20 protein-coding genes and 1 tRNA gene are annotated in these 19369 nt (G+C 68.9%); 6 read left to right on the plus strand and 15 right to left on the minus strand.

Features of this window, described 5'->3' with window-relative positions; genetic code table 11:
* Positions 1-4 precede the first annotated feature (4 nt).
* A complete protein-coding gene (gene hpaD, locus AC1MB9_RS12390; protein ID WP_479962251.1) occupies positions 5-1072 on the plus strand; it encodes a 3,4-dihydroxyphenylacetate 2,3-dioxygenase in 1068 nt (355 codons plus the stop codon).
* A gap of 49 nt (positions 1073-1121) precedes the next feature.
* Here the strand turns inward: hpaD and AC1MB9_RS12395 are convergent, their stop codons facing one another.
* The 9 genes from AC1MB9_RS12395 to AC1MB9_RS12435 form a co-directional block, all read right to left on the minus strand.
* A complete protein-coding gene (locus AC1MB9_RS12395) occupies positions 1122-1949 on the minus strand; it encodes an anti-sigma factor (protein WP_479962252.1) in 828 nt (275 codons plus the stop codon).
* On the minus strand, positions 1936-2553 hold the full coding sequence (locus AC1MB9_RS12400) for an RNA polymerase sigma factor (RefSeq protein ID WP_479962253.1): 618 nt from the start codon (positions 2551-2553) through the stop codon (positions 1936-1938). Before AC1MB9_RS12400 ends, AC1MB9_RS12395 begins: the two co-directional genes overlap by 14 nt.
* Before the next feature lie 109 nt (positions 2554-2662).
* A complete protein-coding gene (locus tag AC1MB9_RS12405; protein ID WP_479962254.1) occupies positions 2663-3325 on the minus strand; it encodes a class F sortase in 663 nt (220 codons plus the stop codon).
* A 4-nt stretch (positions 3326-3329) separates the two neighbouring features.
* Positions 3330-4166: a DUF4397 domain-containing protein gene (locus tag AC1MB9_RS12410; RefSeq protein WP_479962255.1), complete on the minus strand. Its 837-nt coding sequence runs from the start codon at positions 4164-4166 to the stop codon at positions 3330-3332.
* Positions 4167-4290: 124 nt separating this feature from the next.
* Positions 4291-5028, minus strand: a complete 738-nt coding sequence (locus tag AC1MB9_RS12415; RefSeq protein ID WP_479962256.1) for an alpha/beta fold hydrolase — start codon at positions 5026-5028, stop codon at positions 4291-4293.
* Positions 5025-5627: an isochorismatase family protein gene (locus tag AC1MB9_RS12420; protein WP_479962257.1), complete on the minus strand. Its 603-nt coding sequence runs from the start codon at positions 5625-5627 to the stop codon at positions 5025-5027. Before AC1MB9_RS12420 ends, AC1MB9_RS12415 begins: the two co-directional genes overlap by 4 nt.
* Before the next feature lie 26 nt (positions 5628-5653).
* Complete coding sequence (locus tag AC1MB9_RS12425; protein WP_479962258.1) at positions 5654-7138, minus strand: D-alanyl-D-alanine carboxypeptidase/D-alanyl-D-alanine-endopeptidase; 1485 nt, start codon at positions 7136-7138, stop codon at positions 5654-5656.
* A 25-nt stretch (positions 7139-7163) separates the two neighbouring features.
* Entirely contained in the window at positions 7164-8147 is a 984-nt protein-coding gene (locus tag AC1MB9_RS12430; protein ID WP_479962259.1) for a Gfo/Idh/MocA family protein, read from the minus strand.
* Between the two features lie 23 nt (positions 8148-8170).
* On the minus strand, positions 8171-9568 hold the full coding sequence (locus tag AC1MB9_RS12435) for a DHA2 family efflux MFS transporter permease subunit (protein ID WP_479962260.1): 1398 nt from the start codon (positions 9566-9568) through the stop codon (positions 8171-8173).
* Positions 9569-9726: 158 nt separating this feature from the next.
* Between AC1MB9_RS12435 and AC1MB9_RS12440 the strand changes: the two genes are divergently transcribed.
* Positions 9727-10476: an SDR family NAD(P)-dependent oxidoreductase gene (locus AC1MB9_RS12440; RefSeq protein ID WP_479962261.1), complete on the plus strand. Its 750-nt coding sequence runs from the start codon at positions 9727-9729 to the stop codon at positions 10474-10476.
* 45 nt (positions 10477-10521) lie between these two features.
* Complete coding sequence (locus AC1MB9_RS12445) at positions 10522-11370, plus strand: class I SAM-dependent methyltransferase (protein ID WP_479962262.1); 849 nt, start codon at positions 10522-10524, stop codon at positions 11368-11370.
* An 83-nt stretch (positions 11371-11453) separates the two neighbouring features.
* On the opposite strand, the gene AC1MB9_RS12450 is transcribed toward AC1MB9_RS12445, so the two are convergent.
* A complete protein-coding gene (locus tag AC1MB9_RS12450) occupies positions 11454-12350 on the minus strand; it encodes an EamA family transporter (protein WP_479962263.1) in 897 nt (298 codons plus the stop codon).
* A gap of 44 nt (positions 12351-12394) precedes the next feature.
* Here AC1MB9_RS12450 and AC1MB9_RS12455 point away from each other — a divergent pair, with 44 nt between their 5' ends.
* A complete protein-coding gene (locus AC1MB9_RS12455) occupies positions 12395-12886 on the plus strand; it encodes a MarR family winged helix-turn-helix transcriptional regulator (RefSeq protein ID WP_479962264.1) in 492 nt (163 codons plus the stop codon).
* 141 nt (positions 12887-13027) lie between these two features.
* Here the strand turns inward: AC1MB9_RS12455 and AC1MB9_RS12460 are convergent, their stop codons facing one another.
* Positions 13028-13267, minus strand: coding sequence for a hypothetical protein (locus tag AC1MB9_RS12460; RefSeq protein WP_479962265.1), 240 nt, complete (start codon positions 13265-13267; stop codon positions 13028-13030).
* A 325-nt stretch (positions 13268-13592) separates the two neighbouring features.
* On the opposite strand from AC1MB9_RS12460, the gene AC1MB9_RS12465 reads away from it, so the two are divergent.
* Complete coding sequence (locus AC1MB9_RS12465) at positions 13593-14861, plus strand: MFS transporter (RefSeq protein ID WP_479962266.1); 1269 nt, start codon at positions 13593-13595, stop codon at positions 14859-14861.
* A 58-nt stretch (positions 14862-14919) separates the two neighbouring features.
* Here AC1MB9_RS12465 and AC1MB9_RS12470 read toward each other — a convergent pair whose 3' ends face one another.
* Complete coding sequence (locus AC1MB9_RS12470) at positions 14920-15153, minus strand: hypothetical protein (RefSeq protein WP_479962267.1); 234 nt, start codon at positions 15151-15153, stop codon at positions 14920-14922.
* Positions 15154-15294: 141 nt separating this feature from the next.
* On the opposite strand from AC1MB9_RS12470, the gene AC1MB9_RS12475 reads away from it, so the two are divergent.
* On the plus strand, positions 15295-16251 hold the full coding sequence (locus tag AC1MB9_RS12475; RefSeq protein ID WP_479962268.1) for an ROK family protein: 957 nt from the start codon (positions 15295-15297) through the stop codon (positions 16249-16251).
* A gap of 141 nt (positions 16252-16392) precedes the next feature.
* Here the strand turns inward: AC1MB9_RS12475 and AC1MB9_RS12480 are convergent.
* The 3 genes from AC1MB9_RS12480 to AC1MB9_RS12490 form a co-directional block, all read right to left on the minus strand.
* Positions 16393-16468 (minus strand) — tRNA-Thr (locus tag AC1MB9_RS12480).
* Positions 16469-16570: 102 nt separating this feature from the next.
* On the minus strand, positions 16571-18106 hold the full coding sequence (locus tag AC1MB9_RS12485) for an alpha/beta hydrolase (RefSeq protein WP_479962269.1): 1536 nt from the start codon (positions 18104-18106) through the stop codon (positions 16571-16573).
* A 27-nt stretch (positions 18107-18133) separates the two neighbouring features.
* Positions 18134-19273: a DNA polymerase III subunit delta' gene (locus AC1MB9_RS12490; RefSeq protein ID WP_479962270.1), complete on the minus strand. Its 1140-nt coding sequence runs from the start codon at positions 19271-19273 to the stop codon at positions 18134-18136.
* Positions 19274-19369 lie beyond the last annotated feature (96 nt).

Raw genomic sequence — 19369 nt, forward strand, 5'->3', positions numbered from 1 at the left:
CACAATGACCATTCCCACTCCCACCGTTCCGGCCCCGGACATTCTCCGCTGCGCCTACATGGACCTTGTCGTGACCGACCTGGCGAAGTCGCGCGAGTTCTACGTCGACATCCTCGGCCTCGTCGTCACCGAGGAGACCGACACCGAGATCTACCTGCGCGGCTTTGAAGAATTCATCCACCACAACCTCGTGCTGCGCGTCGGCCCGGTCGCGGCGGTCTCGGCGTTCGCCTACCGCGTGCGTTCCCCCGAAGACGTCGACCTCGCCGAGGCCTACTACAAGCAGCTCGGCTGCCGCACCGAACGGCGCAGCGGCGGTTTCACGAAAGGCATCGGCGACAGCGTCCGCGTCGAAGACCCCCTCGGGTTCCCCTACGAGTTCTTCTTCGCCGTGGAGCACGTGGAACGTCTCGCCTGGCGCTACGACCTGCAGGGACCGGGCGCGCTCGTGCGACTCGACCACTTCAACCAGGTCACGCCCGACGTGGGCCTCGGCCGGGGCTACCTCGAAGACCTCGGTTTTCGGGTGACCGAGGACATCCAGGATTCCGACGGCGTCACCTACGCCGCGTGGCTGCGGCGCAAGGACACCGTGCACGACACCGCCCTCACCGGCGGCAACGGGCCGCGGATGCACCACATCGCGTTTGCGACGCACGAGAAGCACAACATCATCTATATCTGCGACAAGCTCGGCGCGCTGCGCAAGAGCGACCTGATAGAGCGCGGACCGGGCCGGCACGGCGTCTCCAACGCGTTCTACCTGTACCTTCGCGACCCCGACGGCCACCGGGTGGAGATCTACACCCAGGACTACTACACCGGCGACCCCGACAACCCCGTCGTCACCTGGGACGTACACGACAACCAGCGTCGCGACTGGTGGGGCAACCCCGTCGTGCCGAGCTGGTACACGGATGCCTCCCTCGTGCTCGACCTCGACGGCACCCCGCAGCCCGTGGTCGCGCGCGACGAACCGTCCGAGATGGCCGTCACCGTGGGCGCCGACGGCTTCTCGTACACCCGTCAGGACGACACCGTCGCCGGTTTCAAGCTCGGCAACACCCTGTAACAGCTCCCCGCACCCGCCACGCAGGCGGGTGCGGGGCTGGGTCTGCACATCAGCTTGAGTGGAGTTCGCCGCGCACGATCGAGTCGGTCGAGTGCGCGGGCTTGCCGTCGTTGGGCTCGGCCGACACATCCACGAGCGGGTATGCCGCGAGGTCGATTTCGGCGGGGATCACGAACCGCCCTGTTGTGCCGGTGAGGAAACCCAGGCTCACCAGCCTCGTCGCATCCGCGCTGAGCAGCCACACCTCGCGCAGGGGTGCTTCCGGTGATGCGGCGTCGATGGGGCCCAGCGTGACAAGCACGTCGCGCTGGCCGGAGGATGTCGCCTCGACGAGCGCCTCCCCGGTTCCGCTCCAGCCGGGGAGCGGTTCGAGCTCCGCGCGGGCGAGAACGGACCGCCCGTCACCGGAGTCGGGCAACCAGTTGCCGGCCCCGTACCCGGCCACGAGGCCGAGCACTGCGGCGGCGGCGAGCGGAATCCACAGGCGACGGGGGCGGGAAATCGCCACGACCGGGGCCGGCTGCGCGGCTGGTTCCGCGGCCGGTTGCGGAGCGACCGCCGGAGCCTGCACGGGCGGCGCCGACAGGTCGGGAACCTGTGCCGATTCGCGCGAGTGGTGCGCGGCATCCGTGAGCGTGGGAACGGAAGCCAGCGCATCAGACAGGCCCAGTTCAGAGCGGATGCGCCCCCACACCGCAGGATCGGGGGTGACGAGCTCGACGGCCGGGCCGGCGCGCCCCACGTCGACGGTGTGCTGCAGGGCGAGGAGGGTGTTGGCGCACTCGGTGCAGGCCTCGAGGTGGCCCCGTTCCGTCGGGGTGGCCGTGAGCTCCGCGAGGGCGATCAGGGCGAGGTCGTCGGGATCAAGATGCGTCATAGTTCACCTCCAGTCGGGTTTTGAGACGGTTCAGGCTTCTGCGGATGTGGCTCTTCACGGTGCCGAGCGGCAGCCCGAGACTGTCGGCGATCTGCACGTGCGTTAAATCATCGTAGAAGGCCAGCCTCATCACTTGCCGAGGAACCGCCTCCAGCCGTTCGAGTTCCTCACTCATCAGCACCTGCTCGACCACGGCGATCGAGTCGTCTGGCTGCACGAGCGCCGCGTGCGCGGCGGCCGCGTCTTCCACCGCGCGGCGCCGGGCGCGTGCCTCGTGGGCATCCGCGACGGCGTGCCGGGTGATTCCCACCAGCCAGGCGGGCAAGCGAGATCGGTCGGGATCGAACGTGTGCCGGCCTCGCCAAGCGGCGATGAAGACCTTCTGCACCACGTCCTCGGATTCGGTCCGGTCGCCGAGCGACCTGACGGCGACCGTGAAGACGAGCGCTGACCAGCGGGCGTACACCTCGGCGAGTGCGCGCTCGTCACCGTCGCGGAAACCCTGAACGAGCCGCCGGTCCAGCTCCAGAAGGGCGTTACCGTCGTCGGTCGCGCTGGCGCTATCCACGCCGTCGTGGCCGGAGGTGTCGTCGAGCGGTGTCACGGGCTGAAAATGGCTCCAATGCGCGAGATATGACCCTGGGTGTACGGTTCTCCGGTCGGTGGCCGGTGACGCCGCGCGGGTGGTGCCCATCAGCATAGCGACTCTCTGCCTACGGCACCGGTAGCGCGGTGACGATGATGTTCGACTGGTACTGGCGCGTTGTGTAGTTGAATTCGCCCCCGCAGGTCACGAGGGTGAGGCGTGGCGACCCGGTGCGGTCGAAGATTGTGGGCCACGGCACCTCGGGTTTGCCGGTGGACTGCACAGCGTCCACCAGATACCGGTGCTCGACGCCGTCGGCGGCCAGCACCGTGATCTCGGTGCCGGCGGGCGCATCGGTCAGCCGCCCGAACGGGCCGAGCCCGTATTGCAGGGAGTCCACGTGGGCGGCGATCACCGTGGCCCCGCCGGCACCCGGCGCCGGGCCGAAGCGATACCACGACGCAATGTCGGGGTTGGCCGCCAGTGCCATCGACCCGGCGGGGTCGATCCCGGCGGATTCGACGGCCATGTCGATGGCGAGCGACGGGATGCGCACGCGCGTGGGCGCCGCGGCCGCGCCCGGCTGGTTGGCGAGGCTCGCATCGACCGTGGGCACGTCGATGGCGGGCGTGGGTGGTGGAGCGGAGGGTGAGACGGTTGGAACAACGGATGCTGCCGCCGCCGGCAGGGTGGGTGCCGGCGGCTCGGTGGAGCATCCGCTGGTCACCAGCGCCAGGAGAGCCGACGCGAGAACGGCGGTGCGCCTCCTGTCGGCTCTCCCGGTGCTCATGGGGCTAGTTCACTTTCTGAGCTGCGGTGCGGCGTGCGCGCAGGGTGGCCGCGAGGACCAGCCCGAACAACAGCACGAGCGACGAACCGCCGAGCCAGAGCGCGGTGGGAGCCACCGGCTGGTTGGTGGCGGCTAGGCCTGCCTCGCCGGCCGGGATGCTGCCGGGAGCGGAGTGCAGGCCGGTGATGGTCTGCAGGCCGAGCGCGAGGTTACTGTCCGCGAGGCTGCCCCAGGCATACACGATGGTATTGACGCCTTCGGCCACGTTCACGTCTGCCGGGCCGATCACCGGCGCTGTGGTTCCGGTGGCCGCGACGGACGCGGAGACGGTTCCGGCCGGCAGGGTCAGCAGCGACTCGGCGGGGTTGGAGAGGTTGGTGATGACGGGTGCACCACCGGCGAGCACGTCAACAGCGGGCGCGGCGGCTACGTGGCGCACGGTGAGTCGTCCTTCACCGGCGGCGAGGGTGGATACGTCATTCGTGAACAGTGTGGCGGTGGGGTTGCCGTCGGCACCGAGGTGGGCCACGGCCGTGTAGTTCATGCCGGCTGCGAGTTGGAGGTCGACCGGGCCGATGGCCGGGGAGCTGGCATCCGCGGCGTCCGAGGCCGTAATGGCGACCGAGTAGGTGCCGGCCGGGAGTTCGAGCGGTCCAGCGAGGGCGCCGGGCTCGAAGTTGTCGAGGGTGAGATCGCCGTTGACGTACACGTCAACGGTCAGTCCGGGAACGCCGTGGAACACCGACAGCTGGGCGTCTCCCTCGGCGGCCGTGGCCGGCGTGACGGCGGCGAGGGCGATGAGCGCGCCCGTCACGATGCCTACGCTGAGTACCTTGTGCATGAGAACCTCCTATGGGTTGCCCGGTGACGGTCACCGGGGCAGGGGATGCTTACACATAGTCCTTCCCGTTCTCTTGCCCGTTTGGATGCACCCGGCCGATACTTTTTGTGAAATCCGTTTTGTGTCAGGCCAGGAAGTTCAGCGCGGCCTGCTTGAACTCGGGGGCGCCGAGCGCATTGATATGCGTGCGGCCGGGCAGGGCGACGTACTCGGCACCGACGCTTCGGGCCAGTTCGGCGACCCCCTCGGGAATGGGGTCCGCGGTCCCGGCCACGTAAAGCCGGGGGATACCGACGGGCACGTCGAGTTCGGAGCCGGTCATCCCCTGCACGCACGCGAGGAGCGCGAGCCGGTCGGCGCCGCCGGCGAGGGCCGGGCCGAGAACCGCCGCAATGGTCGGGTCGCGGGGCATAGCGCCCTCCATGACGAAGCGTTGCAGGTCGTCCGCGGGCCAGGCGGCGAAGTGTTCGATCGGACCGGCACCGCCCAGAACGACGCGGCGCACCCGTTCCGGTGCGAGCCGGGTGAGTGCCGCGGCGACGCGGGACCCGAGGGAATAGGCGATTACGTCGACCTGGTCGAGTCCGAGCTCGTCGAGTACGAGCACCAGGTCGGCCGCCATCTGCCGTGGCGCGTAGTCGGCCGCCGCCTGCGGGGCGTCGCTGCGGCCGTGGCCGCGCAGGTCCGGCACGATGACGCCGCGACCGGCGTCGGTCAGGAAACGCACCCACCCGGTGGCGCCCCACGTTGCCGTTCCCGACGACGCGAAGCCGTGCACCAGGAGCACCGGTCGTTCGCCCGGGACGACGTCATAGGCAATGCGCACCCCGTTGAGGCGACGCACCACCTGCGGCGCGCTCAATCGGTCACGGTGTCGCGCGCAACCAGGCTCGAGTCGGCGAGCACAGCGCCTACATGCGCCATCTCCATTAGCGCGGCCTCGCTCGCGGCGGCGTCCACGCCGGCCACGAGGTCGGTGAGCACCCGCACGTGCTGGCCGTGTTCGAGCGCGTCGAGCACCGAGGCGCGCACGCAGTGGTCGGTGGCGAGGCCCACCACGTCGATGTCCGTCACCCCGTGCTCGGTGAGGAGCGTGCCGACGCGCTCGCCGGCATCCGTTGCGCCCGAGAAGATGGAGTAGCCCGGTTCGCCCCGCCCCTTGAGGATATGCACGGTACGGTGCGGCAATGCGAGCGCGGGGTGGTACTCCGCGCCGGTCGTCTCCGCGACGCAGTGCACCGGCCAGGTGTGCACGAAGTCGGGCTCGTCGGCGATGTGGCCGCCGTTGTCACTTTCGGCGTCGTGCCAGTCCCGGGACGCGAAGATCGAGGCGTAGGCCCGCGGCTTCGCGGCGAGCAGGGCGCTGATGCCCTGGGCGACGGCTGCCCCTCCCTGGACCGCCAGAACGCCGCCCTCGGCGAAATCGTTCTGAACGTCAATGATCAACAGTGCGCGGGTCACGATGGCTCCTTCGGTCGGGGTGAAAACTAGTTGTTAGAGAGATTATCGCCGCATCTGAAAAACCCGGCCGTAATTGTGTCGATCGCCTGCTTCGCATTGTCGCGCACGTTGCCGAGCGCGTACACGGCGAAGGTCAGCGGGGTTCCGTCGGCGGAATGGATGATGCCGGCGAGCGTGTATCCGGTGGTGATCCAGCCCGTTTTGGCGAAGACGGCTCCGTCGGCCACGGCGTTCGCGCCGGAGAATCTGTCGCTGTACGACAGCGACCCGCGGGGTCCGCCGGCCACCGGCAGGCCGTCGAAGATCACGCCGAGGCTGCCTTCCCGGGCATTGATCTTGACGAACAGTTCGGTGAAGTACCGCGGCGGAACGGCGTTGGCCGGGTTGAGGCCCGAACCGTCCTTGATCACGATGCCGGTCGTGTCGATGCCGTAGGCGGACAGGCCGCCCACGATGCCCTGCTGCAGGGCACCGAAGCTGTTGCCGGCACCACTCTTGATCGCCACCAGTCGCGCGAGCATTTCGGCGATGGTGTTGTCCGAGACGATGAGCGCCTGCTGAATGAGGGTGGACACCGGCTGCGACTGAACGGCCCCGAGCTGAGCGGCTCCCGGAAGCGCCGTTCCCTGGCTGACGGACACGCCCCCGCCGAGCGCCTCCGCGAAGGCCGAACCGGCGCGGCCGATCGGGTCTTCGCTGCGCGGCGAGGTGCTGCGCGTGGGATTGTCACGGTCGCCGTCCACCTGCAGCGCGGTGATTTCGGGCATGTAGCCCAGACTCAACTCGGAGCGCGCCCAGCCGTCATCCCAGCCGGGACCGGAGAAGTAGGACGTGTCGAGCACAAGGCTCGTGAGCGGCACGCCGGCGTTGGCCGGGTCGGCGTCCCACGCCGCACGCACCTGCGCGGCGAGATCGTCGAGGTGCGCGGCACCGGTGTAGAACGGTTCGGATCCGGTCGGCAGGCGCGACAGGGTGAGGTCTCCCCCGCCCACGAGCACCACCTGACCGGCGTCGGCGCCCTTCACGACGGTCGTCGACGCCCGATAGTCGGGCCCGAGCACGTTCAGTGCCGCCGCGCTGGTGATCACCTTGAGCGCGCTCGCGGTGGCCGACGCGGTGGAGCCGCCGCGGTCGAAAAGCACATCGCCGGTGGCCGCGTTGACGACCTGACCCTGAAAGTTCGCCAGCCGGGAGTCGGCGGCGAGGGAGGCCACCGAGCAGGTGCGCAACCGGCTCGCCGCGGTATCCGCTGTGGGCACCGGACGGGCCGGCGGAACCGTGGGTGTGGGTGTCGGTGTCGCGGTCGGGGTCGGGGTCGGGGTGGCGGATGCCGCGCTCGGCTCCGCGCGCCCGGCGGCGACCCCGGCAAACACGGCACCCGTCCCCAGCAGCACGAACACGAGCGCCCCCGCAGCACCCAGCCACAGGCGGGGGTGCCGCGCGAAGACGGCGCCGAGGCCTCGCGTCGATGTGCGCGCGACCGCGGGGGCCGGGAGGTCTGCTTTGTCCACCCGAGTATGTTAGCCGACGAGGGTGTTACTCACCCGGGTAGCTCAGCCCGATCTGCGCGCGCACGGCGTCGAGAGTCTCCATGATGCTCACCGATTCCTCGGCGGGGAAGATCTCGCCTGTTGTCTTGCCGGCCAGGATCAGCTGCTCGACCTCGTCCGCCTCGAACTGCATGCCGCGACCGACCACGTCGCTCACGAAGGTCTCGATCACCTCGTTCGCGCTGTTCCGCACCCGGAACGTCGTGGGCGCGTACCAGATCGAGTCGATGTCGATGCGGCCCTCGGTGCCGAGGATGCTCGCCGTGTTCGGCCCCTTCGTGTCGCTCGCCGAGAACGCCGTGGCAATCTGCCCGCCTGCGTAGCGAAAGATCGTGGCGACCTGGGCATCCGCTCCCGTGGGCTTGAACGTGGCGGACGCCAGGATGGTCTCCGGCGCACCGAACAGGGCCGACGCGAACGAGATCGGGTAGACGCCGAGGTCGAGCAGCGCGCCGCCGCCGAGTTGCAGGGCGTTGATCCGGTGCGCCGGGTCGTCGGGGAGGTCCTGGGTGTGGTCGACCATGAGGCCGTGCACGTCGCCGAGAGTTCCGGCGGCGAGAATCTCGCGGATGCGCACCATGTGCGGCAGAAAACGGGTCCACATGGCCTCCTGCACCAGCAGGTTCTTCTCCTGGGCGAGGTCCACGAGCACGCGGGCCTCGGGGGCGTTGAGCGTGAGCGGTTTCTCCACCAGCACGTGCTTTCCCGCGTTCAGCACGAGTGCGGCGTTGGCGGCGTGGAACGGATGTGGGGTGCTCACGTAGATCACGTCGACCTCGGGGTCATTCACGAGGGCCTCGTAGCTGGCGTGAGCGTTCGGGATGCCGAACTCGGCGGCGAAGTCATCCGCCGACTCCTGCGAGCGTGATCCCACGGCTTGCACGGTGTGCCCCGTGAGCACGAGGTCGGAGGTGAAGGCGTGTGCGATACCGCCGGTGGCCAGGATTCCCCAGCGAATTCCATCAGTCATGGTCCGAGCCTATGCCCTGCTCGCTACTCGGAGGCGGGGCCGGTGACCTCGACCGTGGCGGGCGCGACCCGGTTCACAATGCCGATCCCCGACACCACGCCGGCCACCACCAGCAGCGCTCCGGTCGCGATCAACGCCCGGTGCAGCCCCGCGAGGTCGAGGGTCGAGCCGACGACGAGGCTCAACGCGGCGATCGCCACCAGGCCGGCCACCCGCGACACCGCGTTGTTCACCGCCGAGGCGATGCCCGCCCGAGCGGGGTCGATGGCGCCGAGGATGGCCGAGGTGAGCGGTGCCACCGTGATGGTGAGACCGAGACCGAACACCAGCACACCGGGCAACACCTCGGTCCAATAGGTCACCTCATCGGTGATGCGCAGCATCAGGAAGAAGCCCGCGGCGGCCACGAGCGGGCCGACGCACATGAACAGGCGCGAACCGTGTATCCCGGCGAGCCTTCCGAACAGGGTCGACAGGAGGATGCTGAAAATGGTCACGGGCAGCAGGGCGAGCCCGGCGAGCGTGGCGCTGTATCCGCCCACCTGCTGCAGAAACACCGCGAGCACGAACGACCCGATCGACAGCGCGCCGTAGAAGAAGACAGTGGCGACGTTGCCGACGGAGAAATTGCGCACCCGGAACAGACCGAGCGGCATCATCGGCTGGGCCGTGCGCCGCTCGTGCAGGATGAACCCCACAAATGCCGCCGCGCCCACGATCGCCGGCAGCAGGATCACCGGGCTCGACCAGCCGAAATTCCTCTGCTCGATCAGGGCGAACACCGGCAGGCCGAGCCCGACCACGCCGAGGACGGCGCCCGGCACATCCACGCGCGCCCCGGCATCCGCCGGCCGGTCGACCGGCAGCCGGGCGAGGAGCACGAGCGTCACCGCGATCGGCAGCGCGTTGATGGCGAACACCCACCGCCAGGACGCGAGGTCGACGAGCAGCCCGCCGATCAACGGGCCGGCGATGAACGCGGTGCTGGTCCACGCCGTCCACGCCCCGATCGCTCGCGCCTGCGCCGCCCCCGAGAACGTCGACAGGATGATCGCGAGCGAGCTGGGTACGAGCAACGCCCCGGCCACGCCCTGCAGCCCGCGGGCACCGATGAGGAACGCGGCGGAGGGGGCCACGGCGCAAAGGATCGACGCGACCAGAAACCCGACGAGGCCCCAGAACAACACCCGTTTGCGCCCGAATGCGTCGGAGAGCGACCCGGCGAGCAGGATGATGGCGCCGAGGGTGATGAGGTACGCATCCACGACCCACTGCTGCGTGCTGATTCCGCCGCCGAGCTCGCGGGTGATGGCGGGCAGGGCGACGTTGATGACGGTGCCGTCGAGGAAGGCGATGAAGGATGCAAGCACCGCGACGGTGAGCACAAGTCGTTGCGCGCGAGTCGGCGGAGGGAGGGTCATGAGTCGATTTAACCCCGTTGCGGGCCCCGTTGTCACGGCACTCGTTGGGAAAGACGGCACTGGTTTGAACTAGTGCCACCTTTTCCAACGAGTGCCACGAGTGCCCGATCGGTGGCACACTGGCGCGCACAAGTCACAATATCGAGGGAGACAAGCACATGACAGGTTTTCAGTCGAAGGTCGCGCTCGTGACGGGCGGCGGCTCGGGCATCGGCGCGGCGATTGCGCGGCAGCTCGCGGCGGCCGGGGCATCCGTTGTCGTCAGCGATATCCATCTTGAGGCGGCGCAGGGCGTGGTCGACGAGATCGAGGCCGCCGGCCAGATCGCCGTGGCCGTGCGGCAGGACACGTCAGACCCGGCACAGTCCCAGGCGGCGGTTCAGGTCGCCGTCGACAGTTACGGCGCGCTGCACCTGGCGGTCAACAACGCCGGCATCGCGCCCACCCGCGCCCCGGTCGGGGAGCTGGACATCGATGATTGGAAGCGAGTGATCGACGTCAACCTGAGCGGTGTGGCGTACGGCCTGCGTTACCAGATTCCGGCGTTGCTGCATGCGGGCGGCGGATCCATCGTGAACATCTCGTCAATCCTCGGCACCAACGGGGAGCTCAATGCCGCGGCATATGTGGCGGCCAAGCATGGCGTGGTGGGGCTCACGAAGGCGGCGGCACTCGAATATGCCGCGCTCGGCATCCGGGTGAATGCGGTCGGGCCCGGCTATATCGAGACCCCAATGCTCGCGGCGGTTCCACCGGAGATGCACGACGCCATTGTGGGCATGCACCCGCTCGGCCGTCTCGGCACGGCCGAGGAGGTCGCCGACCTCGTCACCTTCCTGCTCTCGGACCGGGCGAGTTTCATCACGGGCAGCTATCACCTCGTCGACGGGGGCTACTCGGCGCGCTAAAAACACCCCCTTCCGGCAGTCGCACGAGCGGGCCAGACTGAGCGCATGGAACATGCACAAGCGGCGGCGATGAGCGCCAGGGTTGCGGCCCTCTTCGATCAGGTGTCCGACACCTATGACGCCGTCGGGGTGCCGTGGTTCACGCCGATCGCCGAACGCCTCGTCGCCGAGGTCGAGCCGCGCGCGGGCGAACGCGCCCTTGACCTCGGCACGGGTCGCGGCGCCGCGCTGTGGCCGCTCGCCGAGGCCGTCGGGTCGAGCGGCCGGGTGACCGCGCTCGACCTGGCCGAGCAGATGGTCGAAGCCACGAAACGCGACCTGGAGGCACGCGGCCTCGACACCGTGACGCTTCTGGTGGCCGACGCCTCCGACCCCGGCCTTCCGCTGGCGTCGTTCGACGTGGCCGTTGCCTCGCTCGTGTTGTTCTTCCTGCCCGAACCGGCTGCCGCTCTCCGCGCCTGGCGCGACCTGCTCGTACCCGGCGGCCGCCTCGCCGTCTCCACGTTCGGCCCGCGTGACGCCGCCTGGGAAGACGTCGACGACGTCTTCACGCCGTACCTGCCGCCGCAGCTGCTGGACGCCCGCACCAGCGGCACTCGTGGCCCGTTCTCATCGGATGCCGGTGTCGAGGGCCTGCTGACGGACGTGGGCTTCTCTGACGTCCGCACCACGCACCTCGATCTGCCCGTGCACTTCGCCGATGCCCGGCAGTGGCAACGCTGGTCGATGTCGCACGGTCAGCGGTCGCACTGGCTGGCGGTTCCGGAGCCGGACCGGGCCGCGGTGCTGGCACTGGCCGCCGAACGGCTTGACGCGGCGCGCGACCCGCGCGGGGGCTTCACGCTCGAGCAGAACGTGCGTTTCACGCTGGGTCACCGCCCGCTGAGTGACTGACCCCAGGCATCCGCACCGCCACGGCACTCGTCTGCGAGGGTCGCACTCGTTTGAACGAGTGCCGCCCTCGCGGACGAGTGCCATCACGCATTCTTCAGCACGGCGTCGGCGCGTGGGTGCGGGGCCGCCGCCTTCAGCACCGCGCCGGTGGCGACGGATGCCAGCACCACGACGACCCCGACAAGCTGCACGGGCGTGAGAACCTCGCCGGCGACGGCCCAGCCGAGCAGAATCGCGGCGACGGGACTGAGCAGGCCGAGGAATCCGATGCGGCTGGCCGGGAGCCGGGCGATACCGCGAAACCAGAGCACGTAGGCGACCGCCGTGCCGAGCACGGACAGGTAGGCGTATGCCCCGAGGTTGGTCATCGTGAGCGGTTCGGCGGGGAGACCTTCGAACGCGAGCAGCAGGATCAACAGCGTGAGCCCGCCGGCGATGAGCTGCCAGGCCGTCGTGGCTATCGGGGACGCCGGCTGGCCCCACTTCTTGGCGAGCACCAGCCCGCCGGCCATGGACAGGGCACCGCCGACGGCCGCAAGGAGGCCGAGCGCGTCGAGGGCCGCCCGAGCCTGCAGCACGATGAGACTCACCCCGAGCAGGCCGGCGACTCCGGCCGCGAACACGCGTGGCGTCATCCGCTCGTGCAGCACCCGGCTCGCGAGCAGCGCGATGACCAGGGGCTGGATGCCGCCGATGATCGCCGCCGTGCCGCCCGGGAGCCGGTACGCGGCGATGAACAGCAGGGCGAAGAAGGCCCCGATGTTGAGCACTCCGAGCACCCAGGACTTCCACCACCAACTCCCCCGCGGCGGCTTTCGAACGATCAGCAACAGCAGCAGGCCGGCGGGCAGGGCGCGCAGGGTCGCGGCGAGCAGGGGGCGATCCGGGGGCAGGAACAGGGTCGTGGTGAGGTAGGTGGTGCCCCACAGCACCGGGGCGACGGCGGTGGCCAGAAGAAGAAGATATCGATTGCTAAGCACTTAGTGATTATACCTAAGTGCTTAGCGTTTGATAGAGTGCTCATATGACCGACCAGGTAGACCGCATCGTGGGACAGTGGCGCGCGGAGCGGCCCGATCTTGATGCCTCCCCGATGGCCGTCATCGGCCGGCTGACGCGCGCGTCCGGAGATGTCGACGCCCGGCTCGCGGCCACATTCGCTCGGCATGCGCTGGATTCCTCCTCTTTCGACGTGCTGGCCACCCTGCTGCGCGGCGGACACCCGCACCAGCTTGCTCCGGCAGAGCTCGCCCGGAACTCCATGATCACCACGAGCGCCGTGGCCCAGCGCCTGAACAAGCTCGAGCACCGGGGCCTGATCGCGCGCGGCGCGAACCCGCACGACGGCCGCGGCACGCTCGTGACCCTCACGGCTGCCGGGCTTGACCTCATCGAGGCGGCCCTGCCCGATCATCTGCTCACCGAGCACGCCATCGTCGAGGAACTCAGCGCCACTGAGCAGGCCCAGCTCGCGTCCCTGCTGCAGCGGGTCTCCGCGGCGGCTCGCCAACCCTGACCGCCTCGGCCTACCAACGGATGCCTCAGGCCGGCATCCTGCCATGGGCCTAGGAGACCGTCAGCTGCGTGTACATCCCGCGGCGTAGTGGCCGGCGAGGTTGCTAGATCAATTCGTAGCGGCCGGGCGACAGAGTGACGGTCACCCAGCCCGAAGTGCGGGCAGGATCCCCTGGCCGGAGCCCTCGCCGCAGGTGTCTGACGCTTCGCCGAGGCTTCCCGTCTCGTCGACTTCGGCGTCCCCACCGATTTGGCGAGTGCCGGCAATCTGGGAGTCCGGGAGGGCGAGAACAACCATTTCGTGGTTCACGCTGCCGTCGTTAGTCACGAAGAACGACACCGTGCCGCGCTTCACGGTCGCCTGGTCCGCGGTCACGCGCATCGCTCCGCCTTCGGCTTGCGGTGCACACCCGAGTATCCTGCCTGAATTCTGGCCCGGCCACGCGAGAATGAGAATGTTCAGTTGTCTGCCGCTTTCGGCCACCGGCTCCCCGGCTTCCCGGCTTCCCGGCTTCCCGGCTTCCCGGCTTCCCGGCTTCCCGGCTGCGGCAGCGGCGGACACCGGCAGGACCGCCTGACAATCCATGGTTTTATGGAACAGCACGCTTTCCCTCGGCAACGCCGGGGTCACACAAGTCGAGGAGCACCCACATGGCAACGCTGCATCGTGTTGCGTCCGGCGACGCGAGTTTGGCCGGAGCCAGACGATGAAGGCCGCGAGCGCAGCCATCACCCTGGGACTGCGGCAGAACATCGCCCAGTTCATGCTTCTCGTGGCCGTCAACGCCCTCGTGGGCGGCACGCTCGGTCAGGAACGCACGGTGCTGCCCCTGCTGGCGGACCAGGTCTTCCACCTGGATCTGTACACGAGCGCCCTGACCTACATCGTCGCGTTCGGCCTGGCCAAGGCCGGAACCAACTATTTCGCGGGCACCCTCTCCGACCGGTACGGTCGCAAACCCGTGCTGATCGCCGGCTGGTTGATCGCCATCCCCGTGCCGTTGCTGCTGATCTTCGCGCCGTCGTGGGAGTGGATCGTGGCGGCCAACATCGTGCTCGGGATCAGCCAGGGTCTGACCTGGTCCACCACCGTGATGATGAAAATGGACCTCGTCGGCCCGCAGCGCCGCGGATTGGCGATGGGGTTCAACGAGGCCGCCGGTTATCTGGGCGTCGCGGGCACGGCGCTGGCGACCGGCTATATCGCGGCCAACTACGGGCTTCGACCAGGCCCGTTCCTGCTCGGCGCCGCCTTCATCGCCCTGGGCCTGGGGCTCTCCGTGCTTTTCGTGCGCGAGACGCACCACCATGCCCGGGCAGAGGCCGTCAGCCACGTCTCCGCGCACGCCGGCGCAGGCGCCGCCCTCAGCAACCGGCAGGTGTTCACCCTCACCAGCTTTCGCGACAAATCCCTGTCCTCGGTCAGCCAGGCGGGCCTGGTCAACAACCTCAACGACGGCCTGGCCTGGGGCCTGTTCCCGATCCTGTTTGCCACAGCCGGCCTCGGCATCGAACGCATCGGCATCCTCGCCGCCGTCTACCCGGCGGTCTGGGGCGCGGGACAACTGGTCACCGGCGGCCTCTCCGACCGGATCGGCCGCAAATGGTTGATCGTCGGCGGCATGCTCGTGCAGGCCGTCGCCCTGGGCATGGTCGCCATCGGGCATGATTTCGGTGTCTGGCTGGCCGCCGCCGTGCTGCTCGGCGCCGGAACCGCCATGGTCTACCCGACGCTGCTCGCCGCGATCGGCGACGTCGCCCACCCCACATGGCGGGCCCGCTCGGTCGGCATCTACCGCCTGTGGCGCGACGGCGGGTTCGCCGTGGGAGCGCTTCTCTCCGGACTTCTGGCGGATGCCTTCGGGATCCCCGCCGCCGTCGCCGTGGTCGCCGCGCTGACCGCGGCGTCCGGGCTTATCGTCGCCGTCCGGATGCGCGGCGCCGACCACCGCCGGACCGGGCTACCTGTCGCCTGACCGGGCGGGCAGAACGCCGGCGCGCTTCACCCCGGGGAGCTTGACCGGGCGGTGAGCGTCACGCTCGCTCGGCAATGTGCGCGAGGAGGTAGTCCGCGATGTGTTCCGGGCGCATCACAGCGGGCAGGCGGGCGCCGTCCCCGACCAGTCCGGATCGTCCCCGGCACAGCGCGCCACGGCGAAGAATGAGGAACGCACCACATGTTCGTTGCCCGTGCCCGCCCTCGGCGAGGTGGCCGTGATCGGTCGTGATGATCTCCAATCGGGCGGCAGCGGCGGCATCAGCGATCACGGCAACGTGGCCGCCCCGGAAGGCCCTCCTCGCCCGGTCGGACGTTCAGCTCGGCGGATGCGGTGTTTGTTGAGCCACTCGGAAATTTCGGATTCTGCAGGGGATGCTGTGGACGAGGGCTGCGACGTGTGAGGATGACCTATGAGTGAAACAGGCGCTGTTATCGTCGGGGTCGATGTGGGCGGCACAAACATCGAAGTCGGCTCCGTGGATGAACGTCATACCGTGCTGCAGCGGGCGAAGGCCGCCACGCCCGAAGGCGGACCCGAGGAGGTCCTGCAGGTCATCACCGACCTGGTGCGTTCCCTCGACGACTCCCCCGTTGCCGTCGGCGTCGGGATCCCGGGGGTCGTGCACGAGGGACGAGCGCTCACCGTTCCCAACCTCGTCGGTTGGACCGAAGGCGTCGACCTGAAAGGGCCGCTCTCCGAGCAGCTCGGCGTACCGGTGACGCTGGGGAACGACGCCAACGTCGGGTTGCTCGGGGAATGGACGGCCGGCGCGGCACGAGGCGGCAGAAGCGTGCTCGGCCTCTGGATGGGCACGGGGATTGGGGGCGGTCTGATCCTCGACGGCCGACCCTACGTCGGTTCGAGGGGAGCCGCCGGCGAGATCGGCCACGTCGTCGTGCTCGCCGGCGGGGCGCTGTGCACCTGCGGTCGGCGCGGCTGCGCGGAGGCCTACGCCGGACGCCGCTCGATGCGCGGCGTCGCCACGTCCATGGTCGACGCGGGGTGGAAGACCTCACTCTTCGCCATCCGAGACGACGAAGGCAAGAGCACGCTGACGTCCAAGGTCTGGGCCCGCGCACTCGATGACGGCGACGAACTGGCGCAGAAACTGTTCGACACGGCCATCGAGACCCTCGGCATTGCGCTCGGCTCCGCGAACAACCTCCTTGACCTCGACCGGGTCGTCGTCGGCGGCGGACTGGCCGAGAAGCTCGGCCAGGACCTCGCCGATCGGCTCCACACGGCCGCGCAGCCATGGATGCTGCAGCCCAATCCCGACCTGAAATTCGTCGTCTCCGAGTTGGAAGACGATGCGGGCGTTGTGGGAGCGGCCGTACTCGCCCGAGCCGCCCTCATCAGCAGCTGACACTGCCGCGACCCACGGGTACTCCGTCGACCTCTGCACGGGTGGTCGCATGTGATCATGCCGGAGTCGGACGGGCATGTCGGACAGCGGAATCAGTGGACTTCCTACACTGCAGACGCCGGCAGATCATAACCGTTTTAGTGGAGCCGCCTGTCAGAATCGAACTGACGACCTTCTCATTACGAGTGAGATGCTCTACCAACTGAGCTAAGGCGGCGATACCAGATCACCCCGTAGGGCGGTCGGTGACACAAGAACCAAGCTTAGCCTGTTCGAGCAGTCATGTCGTACACGTCGGGCTCCGACGCGCCGCCCACGATCAACACATGGGGTCCTCGCTCGGCACCGTGCCGTTGACGAGGTAGTCGTCGACGGCGCCGTTCACGCAGTCGCTTCCCTTGTTGTAGGCCGTGTGCCCTTCGCCCCGGTAGGTCACGAGGTGGCCACTGTCGAGCTGCGCGGACAGGCTTTCCGCCCAGGCGTAGGGCGTGGCCGGGTCGTTCGTCGTTCCGATGACGAGAATGGGCGCGGCTCCGGCGGCGTGGATCTCTCCCCGATCCCCGTCGAACGCGTGTGGCCAGTTGGCGCAGCCGATGTCGCCGAAACTCATATACCGGCCGATGATCGGAGCCGCCGCCTCGATCTCCGTGGCCTGCGCGCGCATGGACGCCGGGTCGTCGTCGTAGGCGTAGTCCACGCAGTTGATCGCGGAGAACGCCTCACTGGAATTGTCGAGGTAGCTGCCGTCCGACTGGCGTCCGTTGTACTGGTCGGCCAGCCCGAACGCTGCGGTGACGTCGTTCGTCATCACGCCCTCGAACATCTGACTGAGCAGCGGCCAGGCCGCCTGCTGGTACAGCGGGGTGATGATGGCGGTGAGCAAAGCATTCGAGCCGAGCTGACGACCGTCACCGTTGGCGATCGGACTGACGTCAACCGATGCGAGGAGCGCGCCCACCGTCGTCATCGCGTCGTCCACGGTGCCGCGAAACGGGCAGTCCTCCCCCTGCAGGCACGACTCCAGGTAGGCGCGCAGCGCACTCTCAAAACCCTTGGCCTGCAACTGGGTCACCTGAAAGTTGGTGGTGGACGGGTCGAGCGCCCCGTCGAGGGCCAGGCGCCCGACCTTGTCCGGAAACAGCTCGGCGAATGTGGCGCCCAGGTACGTGCCGTAGGAGTACCCGAGGTAGTGGAGCTTCGTGTCCCCGAGAACGGCGCGCAGCAGGTCGAGGTCGCGGGCGGCACTCTCGGTGTCGACGTGCGCGAGCAGGGGTCCGGTGTTCTGCGCACAGGCCTCGCCGAACGCGATCGAGGAGGCCTCAAGCTCGGCGATCCAGGCATCCGATCCTCGCTCCGCGGTCGTGAGGCCGTAGAGGTACTCGTCCATTTCCGCGGGCTGGTAGCAGGTGACGGCCGACGATCGGCCGACACCGCGCGGGTCGAAGCCGACGATGTCGAAACTGGACTGCAGCACGTCGTCCGTCACGAAATCCACGGAGTCCTTCACAATGTCGTAGCCGGACGCGCCCGGCCCCCCGGGATTGACGAGCAGTGACCCGATCCGGTCGCCCCCCGTCGCCGGCTGGCGCACGAGCGCGAGGCTGATTTCACCCGCCGCGGGGTCGCCGTAGTCCAGTGGCGCTGTGGCTGTGGCGCACTGCATGTCTTCGTCGCAGTCGCCCCACTGGAGCACCTGGCTGTAGAACGGGTCAAGCGCGGCATCCACGGCCTCCCCCGTGGGAGTAGACGTCGTGGGAGCGGCCTTGGGGGTGAAGGCGGAGACGCACCCGCTCAGCCCGAGGGTGAGCACCACAGCGCCGGCCAGGGCGGTGATCAGGCGGGGATGGTGTGTCATCGGATTCCTTCTGTCGAGCAACGGTGACTAGCGCCTAATGGCTGAGACGAGCATGGCCTCGAGGGCGAGGGCCGGTGCCACATTGGATTGGATGCGCGTGCGCGCCAGGGAGATCGCATCCATCGTGGCAACGGTTGCTGCGGGAGCGCTGGACGCGCCGGCGCTGCGCAGCTCGGCACCGAGCTCGAGGTTGATCACGGCCTGCTCGCGGCCAAGCTGCACCATCATCACATCCCGGTACAACGACGTGAGGTCCACGAGAATGCGGTCGATGCCGTCACGGAGGCTTCGGGTGGCCCGGCGTTTCTGATCGTCTTCGAGCGCCTTGATCTGGCTGCGCAGCCCGGTGGGAACGGACTGGCCGGGTTCCACGCCCAGGGAGCGCAGCACCCCCTCACGTTCGGCGGCGTCACGTTCGATGGTGATCGCCTTCGCGTCGTCCCCGGCGATGGCCAGCAGACGCGCGGCCGCGTTCACCGCCATCGACACCGAACGGATTCCGAGGGCCGTGCGCAGCGTCTCCTCGCGGCGCATCCGGGCCTCGGGGTTCGTCGCGAGCCGGCGGGCCATGCCGATGTGGCTTTGCGACTGGCGGGCCGAGAGCTCGGCGACGACCGGGTCGACGCCGTCGCGTTTCACCAGCAGCTCGGCGACATCGTCCACGCTCGGAACCCGCAGGCGCACCGTGCGCACCCGGGAACGGATCGTGGGCAACAGGTCGGCCTCACTCGGCGCGCAGAGGATCCACACGGTGCGCTCTGGCGGTTCTTCGAGCGCCTTGAGCAGCACGTTGCTGGTGCGCTCCACCATGCGATCGGCGTCTTCGACCACGATCACGCGGTAGCGCCCCACGGAGGGTGAGTATTGCGAGCGGGCGACGGCCTCTTTCACGGTGGCCATCTTGATGATGACCCCGTCGGTCGTCAACACGCTCAGGTCGGGATGCGTTCGGGCCTCCACCTGCCGGATGGCGTCGCGGTCGCCCTCGGTGGTGCCGGGGCAGAGCAGCGCGGCCGCGAAGGCGTAGGCGAGGTTGGACCGGCCGGAGCCGGGCGGTCCCGTGATGAGCCACGCGTGCGTCATCGACGACGACGAGTCCGCTTCCGCCGCCGCGCGAAAGATCGCGATAGCGTCTGCTTGTCCCGTCAGATTTTCCCACACTGCCATGAAACTAGGCTACCTTCCGCCGCCGACCCCGGCGCTCCGGCCGACGCACACCTGGCCGCGCCCCATGTCGGTGGCCGCTACGCCGGTTACCGTGGC

The organism is Cryobacterium sp. AP27, assembly GCF_056680495.1.

Bases quoted from the DNA above. Each gene is read 5' to 3' on its own strand.
- hpaD (WP_479962251.1), top strand. From the start codon at position 5: ATGACCATTCCCACTCCCACCGTTCCGGCCCCGGACATTCTCCGCTGC.
- AC1MB9_RS12395 (WP_479962252.1), bottom strand. From the start codon at position 1,949: ATGACGCATCTTGATCCCGACGACCTCGCCCTGATCGCCCTCGCGGAG.
- AC1MB9_RS12405 (WP_479962254.1), bottom strand. From the start codon at position 3,325: ATGAGCACCGGGAGAGCCGACAGGAGGCGCACCGCCGTTCTCGCGTCG.
- AC1MB9_RS12410 (WP_479962255.1), bottom strand. From the start codon at position 4,166: ATGCACAAGGTACTCAGCGTAGGCATCGTGACGGGCGCGCTCATCGCC.
- AC1MB9_RS12430 (WP_479962259.1), bottom strand. From the start codon at position 8,147: ATGACTGATGGAATTCGCTGGGGAATCCTGGCCACCGGCGGTATCGCA.
- AC1MB9_RS12435 (WP_479962260.1), bottom strand. From the start codon at position 9,568: ATGACCCTCCCTCCGCCGACTCGCGCGCAACGACTTGTGCTCACCGTC.
- AC1MB9_RS12440 (WP_479962261.1), top strand. From the start codon at position 9,727: ATGACAGGTTTTCAGTCGAAGGTCGCGCTCGTGACGGGCGGCGGCTCG.
- AC1MB9_RS12445 (WP_479962262.1), top strand. From the start codon at position 10,522: ATGGAACATGCACAAGCGGCGGCGATGAGCGCCAGGGTTGCGGCCCTC.
- AC1MB9_RS12455 (WP_479962264.1), top strand. From the start codon at position 12,395: ATGACCGACCAGGTAGACCGCATCGTGGGACAGTGGCGCGCGGAGCGG.
- AC1MB9_RS12460 (WP_479962265.1), bottom strand. From the start codon at position 13,267: ATGCGCGTGACCGCGGACCAGGCGACCGTGAAGCGCGGCACGGTGTCG.
- AC1MB9_RS12465 (WP_479962266.1), top strand. From the start codon at position 13,593: ATGAAGGCCGCGAGCGCAGCCATCACCCTGGGACTGCGGCAGAACATC.
- AC1MB9_RS12475 (WP_479962268.1), top strand. From the start codon at position 15,295: ATGAGTGAAACAGGCGCTGTTATCGTCGGGGTCGATGTGGGCGGCACA.
- AC1MB9_RS12485 (WP_479962269.1), bottom strand. From the start codon at position 18,106: ATGACACACCATCCCCGCCTGATCACCGCCCTGGCCGGCGCTGTGGTG.
- AC1MB9_RS12490 (WP_479962270.1), bottom strand. From the start codon at position 19,273: ATGGCAGTGTGGGAAAATCTGACGGGACAAGCAGACGCTATCGCGATC.